Origin of the sequence: Pseudomonas sp. T8 (genome assembly GCF_024610635.1) — a bacterium.
Classification (GTDB): Bacteria; Pseudomonadota; Gammaproteobacteria; order Pseudomonadales; family Pseudomonadaceae; genus Aquipseudomonas; species Aquipseudomonas chlororaphis_I.
Genome location: NZ_CP102374.1, coordinates 1957831 through 1970842, shown reverse-complemented (window position 1 = coordinate 1970842; position 13012 = coordinate 1957831). Strand labels below are relative to the sequence as shown.

At 63.0% G+C, this 13012-nt stretch carries 8 protein-coding genes; 6 read left to right on the top strand and 2 right to left on the bottom strand.

Annotation, left to right across the window (positions count from 1 at the left end; genetic code table 11):
• Positions 1-7: 7 nt before the first annotated feature.
• Positions 8-3286 carry an EAL domain-containing protein gene (locus tag NRG23_RS08655; RefSeq protein ID WP_257374365.1) on the bottom strand — a complete coding sequence of 1093 codons (3279 nt, stop codon included), beginning with the start codon at positions 3284-3286 and terminating at the stop codon, positions 8-10.
• Positions 3287-3367: 81 nt separating this feature from the next.
• Positions 3368-4258 carry a LysR family transcriptional regulator gene (locus NRG23_RS08650; RefSeq protein WP_009048097.1) on the bottom strand — a complete coding sequence of 297 codons (891 nt, stop codon included), beginning with the start codon at positions 4256-4258 and terminating at the stop codon, positions 3368-3370.
• Between the two features lie 145 nt (positions 4259-4403).
• On the opposite strand from NRG23_RS08650, the gene leuC reads away from it, so the two are divergent.
• From leuC to NRG23_RS08620, 6 genes are all read left to right on the top strand, one after another.
• Positions 4404-5822 carry a 3-isopropylmalate dehydratase large subunit gene (gene leuC, locus NRG23_RS08645; protein WP_257374364.1) on the top strand — a complete coding sequence of 473 codons (1419 nt, stop codon included), beginning with the start codon at positions 4404-4406 and terminating at the stop codon, positions 5820-5822.
• A 10-nt stretch (positions 5823-5832) separates the two neighbouring features.
• Positions 5833-6477 carry a 3-isopropylmalate dehydratase small subunit gene (gene leuD / locus NRG23_RS08640; protein ID WP_009048098.1) on the top strand — a complete coding sequence of 215 codons (645 nt, stop codon included), beginning with the start codon at positions 5833-5835 and terminating at the stop codon, positions 6475-6477.
• 228 nt (positions 6478-6705) lie between these two features.
• On the top strand, positions 6706-7788 hold the full coding sequence (leuB, locus tag NRG23_RS08635) for a 3-isopropylmalate dehydrogenase (protein ID WP_009048099.1): 1083 nt from the start codon (positions 6706-6708) through the stop codon (positions 7786-7788).
• Positions 7789-7842: 54 nt separating this feature from the next.
• Positions 7843-8955: an aspartate-semialdehyde dehydrogenase gene (asd, locus tag NRG23_RS08630; RefSeq protein WP_007921989.1), complete on the top strand. Its 1113-nt coding sequence runs from the start codon at positions 7843-7845 to the stop codon at positions 8953-8955.
• 184 nt (positions 8956-9139) lie between these two features.
• Positions 9140-10150: an aspartate-semialdehyde dehydrogenase gene (locus NRG23_RS08625; RefSeq protein WP_257374363.1), complete on the top strand. Its 1011-nt coding sequence runs from the start codon at positions 9140-9142 to the stop codon at positions 10148-10150.
• Between the two features lie 202 nt (positions 10151-10352).
• Complete coding sequence (locus NRG23_RS08620; RefSeq protein WP_257374362.1) at positions 10353-12980, top strand: FimV/HubP family polar landmark protein; 2628 nt, start codon at positions 10353-10355, stop codon at positions 12978-12980.
• The last annotated feature ends 32 nt before the right edge of the window (positions 12981-13012 follow it).

Below are 13012 nucleotides of genomic sequence, written 5' to 3'. Positions count from 1 at the left end.
CGTCCGTTCAGGCCAGCAGGGCTTTCAAGCCCTCCAGCGGCAGCGGTCGACTGTGCAGGTAACCCTGATACAGATGGCACCCCAGGCCTTGCAGGAACTCGAGCTGCTCCGCGGTTTCCACGCCTTCGGCGATCACATTCAAGTCCAGGCTGCGGGCCATGGCGACGATGGCGCGAACGATCTCCGCGTCGTTGGGGTCGTGGGTCGCATCGCGGACGAAGGACTGGTCGATCTTCAGCGCATCCACCGGCAAGCGCTTGAGGTAGGTCAGCGACGAATAACCGGTGCCGAAGTCGTCCATGGCGAAACTCACGCCGAGTTTTTTCAGGCGCCGCATCTTGCTGATGGTGTCTTCCAGGTTCTGGATCACGATGCCTTCGGTGATTTCCAGCTTCAGCAGCGAAGACGGCAGTTGGTATTGGCTCAGGCTGCGCTCTATGCGCTCGACGAAGTCGTTCTGGCGGAACTGCCGCGGGCTGATGTTCACGCACAGGCTGAAATCGAGCGGGTCCACCAGGCCTTCGGCGATCAGCTGGCTGAAGGCCTGGCAGGCTTCGTCGAGAATCCAGGTGCCGACCTCGAGGATCAGGCCGCTGTCTTCCAGGACCTTGATGAACTCGGTGGGCGATTGCGCCCCCAGTTCGGGGTGGTGCCAGCGCACCAGGGCTTCGGCGCCGACGATGCGGTTGTCGCGGGCGTCGACCTGGGGCTGGAAGTGCAGGCTGAACTCGCCCCGGGACAGGGCCAGGCGCAGGTCGGTTTCCATGCGCAGGCGCTCGCTGGCGGCTTTCTGCATGGTGTTGTGGAACATCTGGGTGGTGTTGCGCCCGGAGTCCTTGGCCCGGTACAGCGCGATATCGGCGCGCTTGAGCAGGTCGGTGGGGGTCGAGCCGTGATCGGGAATCAGGGCTACGCCTATGCTCGGGGTCACCTGCAGGCGCTGGCCGTCGAGGAACATCGGCTCGGACAGCAGTTCACGCAGGGTATCGGCCAGCTCCCGTACCTGGTCGCTGACTTCGCTGCGGCTGCCCTCCAGGCCGCTGAGCAGGACCACGAACTCGTCGCCGCCCAGGCGCGCCACCGTGTCTTCCATGCGCACGCTGGCCTCGAGCCGCGCGGTGACGATCTTCAGCACGGTGTCGCCCACCGGGTGGCCGAGGGAATCGTTGATGTGCTTGAAATGGTCCAGGTCGAGAAACAGCAGGGCGCCGCGCAGGTTGTGGCGCTTGAGCAGGGCGATCTGCTGGCTCAGGCGATCCATCAGCAGCGCGCGGTTGGGCAGGTTGGTCAGCGGGTCGTGGTAGGCCAGGTGGCGAATCTGTGCCTGGGCATTTTTCAGCAGGCTGACATCCCGCGCGGTGAGCAGCAGGCAGGCGGTTTCGTTGAGGGTGATGGGTTCGACCGAGACCTCGACCGTCAGGATCTCTCCGCGCTTGTTGCGGCCGAGCATTTCCAGGTGATTGACCCGACCTTTGAGCTGCAGCTCGGCAAGCAGGATCGAACGCTGTTTTTCCTCGGCCCAGATGCCGACCTGATACACGGTGCGGCCGATCACTTCCTCGGCGCGGTAACCGGTCAGCCGGCAGAAGCCGTCGTTGACCTCCAGGTAGCGCCCGGTGTCGCGCTCGGTGATGGTGATGGCGTCGGGGCTGGAGTGGAACGCCTTGGCGAACTTCTCTTCGCTGGCCTTGAGCGCGGCCTCGGAGCGTTGCTGCTGGGTGATGTCGCGCAGGGTGGTGACAATGCAGGGCTGTTTGTCGACGGTGATCTGCCGGCTGGAAATGATGCAGGTCAGGGGTTGCCCGTCCTTGTGCCGGACCACCACTGCGACGTTATTCAGCGCCTGTTCGCGGATCACCTGCTCGATCCGCTGCAGGCGCTGCGCGGAATCGTCCCAGAGACCGATTTCGTCGGCGCTGCGGTTGAGCACTTCGTCGACGGTCCAGCCGAAGGTCTGGGTGAAGCTGGAGTTGATCTCGATGAACTGTCCGGTTTCCTGGAGTGTGACGCAGATCGGGTCTGGGCTGACCTGGAACAGGCTGGCGAACTTCTCCTCGGACGTCACCAGGCGCTGCTCGCGCTCGACCTGTTCGGTGATGTCCAGCAAGGTCCCGGCCATGCGCAGCGGGTTGCCTTGCTCATCGCGGTAGAGGCGGGCACGGCTTTCCAGAAAGCGTGACGAGCCATCGGCCAGCTGCACGCGGTAGGTCAGCTGATAATTACCGGCCGGACCTTCGCGCAGGCTGCGGTAGGCATCGCGCATGCTGTTGCGCTCTTCGTCGGGCACGCCCTCGAAAAACGCATCGAACGACTCGTGGAACGGCATCGGCTCCAGGCCATGCAGCTGTGCGGCGCGGGCCGAGCCATAGAGCATGCCGCTGGGAATGTGCCAGTCCCAGGTGCCGAGCTGGGCCGAGTCCAGCGCCAGGTCGAGGCGCTCCTGGCTGTCCTTGAGGGCCTGTTCGGCGCGCTTGCGTTCGCTGGTGTCGAGAAAGGTGCTGAGCAGGTAGGCCTGGCCTTCCAGTTCGACTTTCTGGGCGCTGAGGATGCCGTCGTGAATCTGTCCATTGCTGGCGCGCAGTTGCACCTCGAGGGTGGCGGCCTGGCCGCGCTTCTGGACCGCCTTGACCATTTGCGCGCGTTGTTCCGGGTCGACCCACAGGCCCAGTTCGAGGGTGGTGCGGCCGATGACGTGCTGCAGCGGCCAGCCGAAGAGGATTTCGAAGTACTGGTTGGCCTCGCTGATCAGGCCATCTTCCAGGCGGGTCAGCAGCACCATGTTCGGGCACAGGTGAAACAGCGTGGCAAAGCGTTTTTCCGAGCTGCTGAGGGCCTGTTCCCGCTGGCGTTGGTGGGTGATTTCGCGAATCACCCCGATCATCCGCGGCTTGCCGTGCTTGTCCGGCAGTACGCTGCCATTGATTTCCAGCCAGTGCAGGCTGCCGTCGGGCCAGCGGATGCGGTGATGCATCGCCTGCTCCAGCGGCGCGCCGGCCAGCACCGAATGGAAGGCGCGAATGGTTTTGGCGCGATCTTCCTCGGGCAGCAGGTCGAGGTATTCCAGGTCTTTGGGCAGCGGCTGGCGCGGATCGAAGCCAAACAGCGCCTGGGTGCCCCGCGACCAGCTGATTTGCCCGCTTTCGATGTCCCAGTACCAGGCGCCCAGCCGTGCGCCATTGAGTGCGGCAAGCAACTGCGGGGCGCTCTCCCAGCTTTGCTCCGACTGTTTGGGGTCGAGCGCGTGAATGCGCGGCATGGGCGGTAGACGGTCAGCGGGTTTGGGCATGAGCAGCGGGCCTTGGGCTGATAAGAGCGTTGGGCGCGGGTTCAGGCAATCAAGGAGGGGGCATAAGTCATGCCGGGACGCTTACGCCTTGGTCCCTGGCCAATCGACTTGTGCATCCAGTAAGGCCATGAAAGCCCGCGCAGCATTCGACAGCGTCCGTTCGGTATGCAGGATATAGCCTAGCTGGCGAGTGAGCTGTATGCCCGGTAAAGGAATGCGCGCCACCTGTTCGTCGAGCATGGTGCGGGGCAAGACGCTCCAGGCCAGGCCGATGGACACCATCATCTTGATGGTTTCCAGGTAGTTAGTGCTCATGGCGATGTTCGGGGTCAGGCCCTGGGCCTCGAACAGGCGCTGGACAATGTGGTGGGTAAAGGTGTTGCCACCGGGAAATACCGCCGGATGCAGGGCAACATCGGCCAGGCTGACCGTGCCGTTGCTCACCAGCGGATGCTCGGGGGCGGCGACGAAGTCCAGCGGGTCGTTCCACACCGGCGTGGCCTTGACCAGCGCATGGGGCTCGGGGGCCAGGGTGATCACCGCCAGTTCGGCGCGACCGTGGAGGATCTCTTCGTAGGCCACTTCCGAGTCGAGAAACTGGATGTCCAGGGCCACTTCCGGGTAACGCCGGGTAAAGGCGCGCAGCAGGGGTGGCAGGCGGTGCAGGCCGATATGGTGGCTGGTCGCCAGGGTCAGGCGACCGGTGACTTCGCCGGTCAGGTTGGTCAGCGCCCGGCGGGTGTCGTCCAGTACGTTGAGGATCTGATAGGCCCGCGGCAGCAGGGCGCGTCCGGCCTCGGTCAGGCCCACTTCGCGGCCCAGGCGATCGAACAGCCGCACATTGAGCTGTTGCTCAAGGCCGGCGATGCGCTTGCTGATGGCCGGCTGGGTCAGGTGCAGGCGTTCGCCGGCTCCGGAGAAGCTGCCGGTTTCGGCAATCGCGATAAAGGCATTGAGGTTGGCCAGGTCCATGGTCGCATTCCAGTTGGTTATCCAAAGTATAAAAAATATGAATTTGAGTTATTTAATGTAACGCCATAGCATCAGCCTCACAAGCCAAGGGGTTATTGACCGGTGTCAGAGACCCGCGGCATAGAAAATGATGAGGAACCGTCTGATGGCCGGCAAAACGCTCTACGACAAGCTCTGGGATTCGCATTTGGTCAAGCAGCGCGACGATGGCTCGGCGCTGATCTATATCGATCGTCACATCATCCACGAAGTGACTTCGCCGCAAGCCTTCGAAGGCCTGCGTCTGGCCGGGCGCAAGCCTTGGCGCATCGATGCCAACATCGCGACCCCGGACCACAACGTGCCGACCACGCCGGAGCGCAAGGGTGGCATCAGCGCCATCGCCGACCAGGTCTCGCGTCTGCAGGTTCAGACCCTCGACGACAACTGTGACGAATACGGCATCGTCGAATTCAAGATGAACGACGTGCGCCAGGGCATCGTTCACGTCATCGGCCCGGAGCAGGGCGCGACCTTGCCCGGCATGACCGTGGTCTGCGGCGACTCCCACACCTCGACCCACGGTGCCTTTGGCGCCCTGGCCCACGGCATCGGCACCTCCGAGGTCGAGCACGTGCTCGCCACCCAGTGCCTGGTCGCCAAGAAAATGAAAAACATGCTGGTGCGGGTCGAGGGCAAGTTGCCATTTGGCGTGACCGCCAAGGACATCGTCCTGGCCGTGATCGGCAAGATCGGCACCGCCGGCGGTAACGGCCATGCCATCGAGTTCGCCGGCAGCGCGATTCGCGACCTGTCCGTCGAAGGCCGCATGACCATCTGCAACATGTCCATTGAAGCCGGCGCCCGCGTGGGCCTGGTGGCAGCGGACGAAAAGACCGTGGAATACGTCAAGGGTCGTCCGTTCGCGCCTAAAGGCGCGGAATGGGACCTCGCTGTCGAAGCCTGGAAAGACCTGGTGTCCGACGTCGACGCCAAGTTCGACACCGTGGTCGAACTGGACGCCGCGCAAATCAAGCCACAGGTCAGCTGGGGCACTTCGCCTGAGATGGTGCTGGCCGTCGATCAGAACGTGCCGGACCCGGCCAAGGAAATGGACCTGGTCAAGCGTGACTCCATCGTCCGTGCCTTGAAATACATGGGTTTGACCGCCAACCAGGCGATCACCGATATCCAGCTGGACCGGGTATTCATCGGTTCCTGCACCAACTCGCGGATCGAAGACCTGCGTGCCGCGGCCGTTATCGCCAAGGGCCGCAAGGTGGCCTCGACCATCAAGCAGGCCATCGTGGTCCCGGGTTCGGGCCTGGTGAAGGCCCAGGCGGAGTCGGAAGGCCTGGACAAGATCTTCCTCGAAGCAGGCTTCGAATGGCGCGAGCCGGGCTGCTCGATGTGCCTGGCGATGAACCCGGACCGTTTGGAGTCCGGCGAGCATTGCGCCTCGACTTCGAACCGCAACTTCGAAGGTCGTCAGGGCGCCGGTGGGCGTACTCACCTGGTCAGCCCGGCCATGGCCGCGGCTGCCGCCGTCAACGGTCGTTTCGTCGACGTCCGTGAATTGATCTAAGGAGCGCAGCATGAAAGCTTTCACCCAGCACACCGGTCTTGTCGCGCCTTTGGATCGTGCCAACGTCGACACCGATCAGATCATTCCCAAGCAGTTCCTCAAGTCGATCAAGCGCACCGGCTTCGGCCCGAACCTGTTCGACGAGTGGCGTTACCTGGATGTCGGCCAGCCGTACCAGGACAACTCCAAGCGTCCGCTGAACAAGGACTTCGTGCTCAACGCCGAGCGCTACCAGGGCGCCAGCGTGTTGCTGGCCCGGGAAAACTTCGGTTGCGGCTCCAGCCGTGAGCACGCCCCTTGGGCGTTGGAAGAATATGGTTTTCGCAGCATCATCGCGCCGAGCTACGCCGACATCTTCTTCAACAACAGCTTCAAGAACGGCTTGCTGCCGATCATCCTCAGCGACGCTGAAGTCGATGAACTGTTCCAGCAGGTCGAGGCCGAGCCGGGCTACCAGCTGCAGATTGATCTGCAGGCCCAGACCGTGACCCGTCCCGATGGCAAGGTGTTGAAATTCGAGATCGATGCGTTCCGCAAGCATTGCCTGCTCAACGGCCTGGACGATATCGGCCTGACCTTGCAGGATGGCGACGCGATTGCCGCTTTCGAGGCCAAGCATCGGGCCAGCCAGCCGTGGTTGTTTCGCGACGCCTGATCGGCGTTAAAGTGACGCAGTGATCGCGAGCAAGCTCGCTCCGGCAGGAAAGGACACACAACCTGTAGGAGCGAGCTTTTTACTCGCCGGAACCGCCAAAAAAGCCATGGCGGGTTTGATATTCGGGCCAGCGCTTCGTTCTCTACGAGTGAGCGGACGCCGCGGGCCAGGCAACAGTATTTTTCCGGGCGTGCCGACCAGCACACCGACAGAGCAAATGAGGAAAGCATGAGCAAGCAGATTCTGATTCTCCCAGGTGACGGTATCGGCCCGGAAATCATGGCCGAGGCGGTCAAGGTGCTGGAGCTGGCCAACGCCAAGTACAGCCTGGGTTTCGAGCTGAGCCACGACGTGATCGGTGGCGCGGCCATCGACAAGCACGGCGTGCCGCTGGCCGACGAGACCCTGGATCGTGCGCGGGCAGCCGACGCGGTCCTGCTGGGCGCCGTGGGCGGTCCGAAATGGGACAAGATCGAGCGTGATATCCGCCCTGAGCGCGGCCTGCTGAAGATTCGCGCGCAGTTGGGCCTGTTCGGCAACCTGCGTCCGGCAATCCTTTATCCGCAACTGGCCGACGCTTCCAGCCTCAAACCGGAAATCGTTTCTGGCCTGGACATCCTTATCGTCCGCGAGCTGACCGGCGGTATCTACTTCGGCGCGCCACGCGGCACCCGCGAACTGGACAACGGCGAGCGTCAGTCCTACGACACCCTGCCGTACAGCGAGAGTGAAATCCGCCGCATCGCCCGTGTCGGCTTCGACATGGCCCGTGTACGCGGCAAGAAGCTCTGCTCGGTGGACAAGGCCAACGTCCTGGCGTCCAGCCAGCTGTGGCGCGAAGTGGTCGAGCAGGTGGCCAAGGATTACCCGGATGTCGAGCTGAGCCACATGTACGTCGACAACGCCGCCATGCAACTGGTGCGTGCGCCGAAGCAGTTCGACGTGATCGTCACCGACAACATGTTCGGCGACATTCTTTCCGACGAAGCGTCGATGCTCACCGGTTCCATCGGCATGCTGCCGTCGGCGTCGCTGGATGCCAACAACAAGGGCATGTACGAGCCATGCCACGGTTCGGCGCCGGACATCGCCGGGCAGGGCATCGCCAACCCGCTGGCGACCATTCTGTCGGTGTCGATGATGCTGCGTTACAGCTTCAACCTGAACGACGCGGCGGATGCCATCGAGCAGGCCGTGAGCCTGGTACTGGACCAGGGATTGCGCACTGGCGACATCTGGTCGGCCGGTTGCACCAAGGTGGGTACGCAGGAAATGGGCGATGCAGTAGTCGCCGCGCTGCGGAATCTGTAATCTTTCGGGCCCACCGCTCAGACGGTGGCCCACTTTTGTATAGGTGTAGTTGCGATGAAACGTGTAGGTCTGATCGGTTGGCGCGGTATGGTCGGTTCCGTGCTCATGCAGCGGATGCTGGAAGAGCAGGACTTCGATCTTATCGAGCCGGTGTTTTTCACCACTTCCAATGTCGGTGGCCAAGGCCCGTCCGTGGGCAAGGACATTGCTCCGCTCAAGGACGCTTACAGCATTGAAGAGCTGAAGACCCTCGACGTGATTCTGACCTGCCAGGGCGGCGACTACACCAGCGAAGTCTTCCCCAAGCTGCGCGAAGCCGGCTGGCAGGGCTACTGGATCGATGCCGCTTCCAGCCTGCGCATGCAGGATGACGCGGTGATCATCCTCGACCCGGTGAACCGCAAGGTCATCGACCAGCAGCTGGATTCCGGCACCAAGAACTACATCGGCGGCAACTGCACCGTCAGCCTGATGCTGATGGGCCTGGGCGGCCTGTTCGAAGCCGGTCTGGTGGAATGGATGAGCGCCATGACCTACCAGGCGGCGTCCGGTGCCGGCGCGCAGAACATGCGTGAACTGATCAAGCAGATGGGCGCGACCCACGCCGCTGTGGCGGATGACCTGGCCAACCCGGCCAGCGCCATCCTCGACATCGACCGCAAGGTCGCCGAAGCCATGCGCAGCGATGCCTACCCGACCGAGAACTTCGGCGTACCGCTGGCTGGTAGCCTGATCCCGTGGATCGACAAGGAACTGCCGAACGGCCAGAGCCGCGAAGAGTGGAAGGCCCAGGCCGAGACCAACAAGATCCTCGGTCGCTTCAAGAGCCCGATCCCGGTCGACGGCATCTGCGTGCGCATCGGCGCCATGCGCTGCCACAGCCAGGCGCTGACCATCAAGCTGAACAAGGACGTGCCGATCGCCGATATCGAAGGGTTGATCAGCCAGCACAATCCTTGGGTCAAGCTGGTACCGAACCAGCGCGACATCAGCATGCAGGAGCTGAGCCCGACCAAGGTCACCGGCACCCTGAACATCCCGGTGGGCCGTCTGCGCAAGCTGAACATGGGCTCGCAGTTCCTCGGTGCGTTCACCGTCGGCGACCAGCTGCTGTGGGGCGCCGCCGAACCGCTGCGCCGCATGCTGCGGATCCTGCTCGAGCGTTGATCCTCTGATGCGTTGAAAGAGCCCGCTCCTTGCAAGAGGTGCGGGCTTTTTTATGTCGGAGCCGCTGCTGATTACTGGCTATGAGCATGTTTGCGAAAAGTCTGATGTGTCAGGTCTGATAAATTGCCTCGCCCCCAAGCGCCGGGTAAAGTGCCGCTCCCCCCGTTTCGCCAGAGGTAGCACCATGAACCAGTCCTTCGATATCGCCGTGATCGGTGCCACCGGTACTGTCGGCGAAACCCTCGTCCAGATTCTCGAAGAGCGCGATTTTCCGATCGCCAACCTGCACCTGCTGGCCAGCAGTGAGTCGGCGGGGCATTCGGTGCCGTTTCGTGGAAAAAATGTGCGGGTGCGCGAGGTCGACGAGTTCGATTTCAGCAAGGTACAGCTGGCGTTTTTCGCTGCCGGCCCGGCGGTGACCCTAAGCTTCGCCCTGCGGGCCACGGCGGCCAATTGCGCGGTGATCGACCTGTCGGGCGCATTGCCTTCGGCCCAGGCGCCGAATCTGGTGCCGGAAGCCAACGAGCGCGTGCTGGCTGGCCTGAAGAAGCCCGTTCAACTGAGCAGCCCCAGCGCCGCGGCCACGTCGCTGGCGGTAGTCCTGGCGCCCTTGCAGGCATTGTTCGAGATCCAGCGGGTCAACCTGACCGCCAGCCTGGCGGTGTCCACCCAGGGCCGCGAAGCGGTAACCGAACTGGCACGGCAGACCGCCGAACTGCTCAATGCGCGCCCATTGGAGCCACGCTTCTTCGACCGGCAGATGGCCTTCAACCTGTTGGCGCAGGTCGGCACGCCCGACGAGCACGGTCACACCCTGTTGGAAAAACGCCTGGTCCGGGAGTTGCGCGAGGTGCTGGCGCAGCCTTTATTAAAGATTTCTGTCACTTGTGTTCAAGCCCCGGTGTTTTTTGGCGATAGCTATAGCGTGACTCTGCAGTCAGCCACGGCGATCGACCTGGACGCGGTCAATGCCGCGCTTGAAGCGGCGCCCGGCATCGAGCTGGTCGAGGCGGGCGACTACCCGACCGCGGTGGGCGATGCGGTCGGGCAGGATGTGGTCTACGTTGGTCGGGTGCGCGGGGGGATCGACGACCCGGCGGAACTTAATCTCTGGCTGACGTCAGATAACGTACGCAAAGGGGCTGCGCTCAACGCGGTGCAGCTGGCTGAGTTGTTGATAAAAGACCTTCTGTAAAAGATACTTGGCAACAATTTGCAGAATGATTCTAGCTGGGCGCTATGCTTGGCTGGTTGCTGGAGGTGAGCTGTCGTCGCGCTCTTCCAAGGCATGCAGACATAATCGCGCGAAGCGGCCCTTCAGGCCGCACGCAATGCCTTACGGCAGCGCTACAACACCTTCTCGCTGGCCGAGGAATGTTCAAACAAAGGATGAGGCTATGGTTCAAGTTCGCAAACTGGTGTTAGCAATAGCGGCCGCGTCGGCGCTGTCCTCCGGTATGGCGCAGGCGCTTGGGCTCGGGGAGCTGACCCTGAAGTCGACTCTGAACCAGCCACTGGTCGCAGAAATCGAGTTGCTGGACGTCAAGGATCTCACCGCCGCCGAGGTGGTGCCGAGCCTGGCCTCGCCTGAAGATTTTGCCAAGGCGGGCGTCGATCGCCAGGCCTTTCTCAATGACCTGAGCTTTACCCCGGTGCTCAATGCCAACGGCAAGAGCGTGCTGCGGGTCACTTCGAGCCAGCCGCTCTCCGAGCCGATGGTCAAGTTCCTGGTGCAGGTGATGTGGCCCAATGGCCGTCTGCTGCGCGACTACAGCGTCCTGCTCGATCCGTCCAAGTTTTCCCCGCAAACCGCTGAGGCGGCCGCGCAATCCGCGGCGCAGGCTCCAGCGGTTGCCGCGTCGGTCACCGGTGCCAACAAACCTGCCCAATACACCACCTCGGCCCGCGACACCCTCTGGGAAATCGCAGCCAAGGCCCGTAATGGCGGTTCGGTCCAGCAAACCATGCTGGCCATCCAGGCGCTGAATCCGGATGCCTTTATCGACGGCAACATCAACCGGCTGAAAACCGGGCAGGTATTGCGCCTGCCCGATGCCGTGCAGAGCACCAGCCTGCCGCAGCCACAAGCGATCGCCGAGGTCGCCGCGCAGAATACGGCGTGGCGTCAGGGGCGTCGCCTGGCACCACGCGGCGCTCAGCAGCAACTGGACGGCACTCGGCGCGCTGGTGCGGACAAGGCGTCTGCACAAGGCGCGGTCAAGGATAATCTGAGCCTGGTGTCTGCCGAGTCGGGCAAGGCGCGGGGCAAGGGTGCGGCTGGCGATAGCCAGGCGCTGAGCAACAAGCTGGCGGTGACTCAGGAAAGCCTCGATGCGGCCCGTCGCGATAACGCCGAGCTGAAAAGCCGCATGACGGATCTGCAGAGCCAGCTGGACAAGCTGCAACGCCTGATCGAATTGAAGAACGACCAGTTGGCCAAATTGCAGGCGGAAGGGGCGGGTGCCGTGGCGCCAGCACAACCGACCGCGGCCATGCCGGCGCAACTGGCTGAGCAGCCGGCGACCCCGGCGGCGCCAGTGACCGATCCTGCGGCAGCTGCGGGCGAGGCCCCGGCTGAAGCAGCCCAGGCGCAAGCGCCGGCGTCCGATGAAGACAAATTCAATGACTTGCTGACCAACCCGATCCTCTTGGGGCTGGCGGGCGGCGGGGCAATATTGGTGCTGTTGTTGCTGCTGTTGCTGGCTCGTCGCCGCAAGGCTCAGCTGGAAGCAGAAAAACATCTGCGCATGGCGCGTGCCCTGTCCGAAGAGGCTGAGCTGTCCAAGGACCTGGATCTGCCGGAAAGCAGCTTCGAAGGCCTTGAAGTTCCACCGCCGAGCGTCAAGCTGGCTCCAGCTCCAGCTCCAGCTCCAGCTCCAGCTCCAGCTCCAGCTCCAGCTCCAGCTCCAGCTCCAGTCGTGGCGCCTGTGGTGGCCGCGGCGCCGGTGGCTGCTGCGGTCGAGCATCCGGTCGATGTGCTGGATCAGGCCCAGTCCCATATCGATGGCGGTCGCCTGAACCAGGCGGCGGCGATCCTGGAGGAGGCCGTCAAGCTGGAGCCACAGCGTAGCGAGTTGCGTTTGAAGCTGATGGAAGTCTATGGCCATCAGGGCGATCGCAGCGCTTTTGTGGCCCAGGAACGTCAGCTGGTGGCCAATGGCAAGAACCACGCTGAAGTCGAGCAACTGAAAAGCCGTTTCCCGGCAATGGCTGTGGTGGCGGCTGCAGGTCTCGGTGCGGCTGCTGCAGCGGCGGCGCTGGATGCTCAATACGTCAAGGAACTGTTGCTCGACGAGCCACAGGAGCCTGCGTCGGCAGCGGCTGTCGATGACCTGGATACCGATTTCGATCTGAGCCTGGACGATCTGGAGGCGGCCTCTCCAGCGGCACCGGCTGCTCCTGCTGCTTCGACTCAAGCTGAGCCCGAGCTGGACGACTTCCCGCTGGATGACGACCTGAGTTTCGAGTCGGTGCTGCAGCAGCAAACCGAAGCCAAGGAAAGCCTGGACGACCTGTCGGATTTCGACCTGGATCTGGGTGAGGACCTGCCTGCTGCGGCGCAAGCCGATGAGGATTTCCTTCTCAGCCTGGATGACGACCTGAAGGATCTGCCGGCTGCCGAAGTGCCGACGGTGACTGAAGCTGCGCTCGACGATCTTGAACTGCCTGCGGACTTCGACTTGTCCCTGGCGGACGAGATGGATGCCCAGCCCGCTGCCAAGGATGCTTTCGCGTCCGAGCTGGACGATGTCAACGCCGAGCTGGATCGCTTGTCGCAAAGCCTTGAGCAGCCGGAATTGGCCGAGCCGACCTTTACCGCGGAAGACGCCGCGGGCAGTGCTGACGAAGGGGATTTCGATTTCCTTTCCGGCGCCGACGAAGTGGCGACCAAGCTCGATCTGGCCCAGGCCTACATCGACATGGGCGATAACGATGGCGCGCGGGACATTCTCGGCGAAGTCATCAGCGAAGGTAACGACGGTCAGAAAAGCGAAGCCAAGGAAATGCTCGCGCGTCTGGTCTGAGTCAGCGGTAGCAGCAAAAAAACGGCAGCCAT

Bases quoted from the DNA above. Each gene is read 5' to 3' on its own strand.
- NRG23_RS08655 (WP_257374365.1), bottom strand. From the start codon at position 3,286: ATGCCCAAACCCGCTGACCGTCTACCGCCCATGCCGCGCATTCACGCG.
- NRG23_RS08650 (WP_009048097.1), bottom strand. From the start codon at position 4,258: ATGGACCTGGCCAACCTCAATGCCTTTATCGCGATTGCCGAAACCGGC.
- leuC (WP_257374364.1), top strand. From the start codon at position 4,404: ATGGCCGGCAAAACGCTCTACGACAAGCTCTGGGATTCGCATTTGGTC.
- leuD (WP_009048098.1), top strand. From the start codon at position 5,833: ATGAAAGCTTTCACCCAGCACACCGGTCTTGTCGCGCCTTTGGATCGT.
- leuB (WP_009048099.1), top strand. From the start codon at position 6,706: ATGAGCAAGCAGATTCTGATTCTCCCAGGTGACGGTATCGGCCCGGAA.
- asd (WP_007921989.1), top strand. From the start codon at position 7,843: ATGAAACGTGTAGGTCTGATCGGTTGGCGCGGTATGGTCGGTTCCGTG.
- NRG23_RS08625 (WP_257374363.1), top strand. From the start codon at position 9,140: ATGAACCAGTCCTTCGATATCGCCGTGATCGGTGCCACCGGTACTGTC.
- NRG23_RS08620 (WP_257374362.1), top strand. From the start codon at position 10,353: ATGGTTCAAGTTCGCAAACTGGTGTTAGCAATAGCGGCCGCGTCGGCG.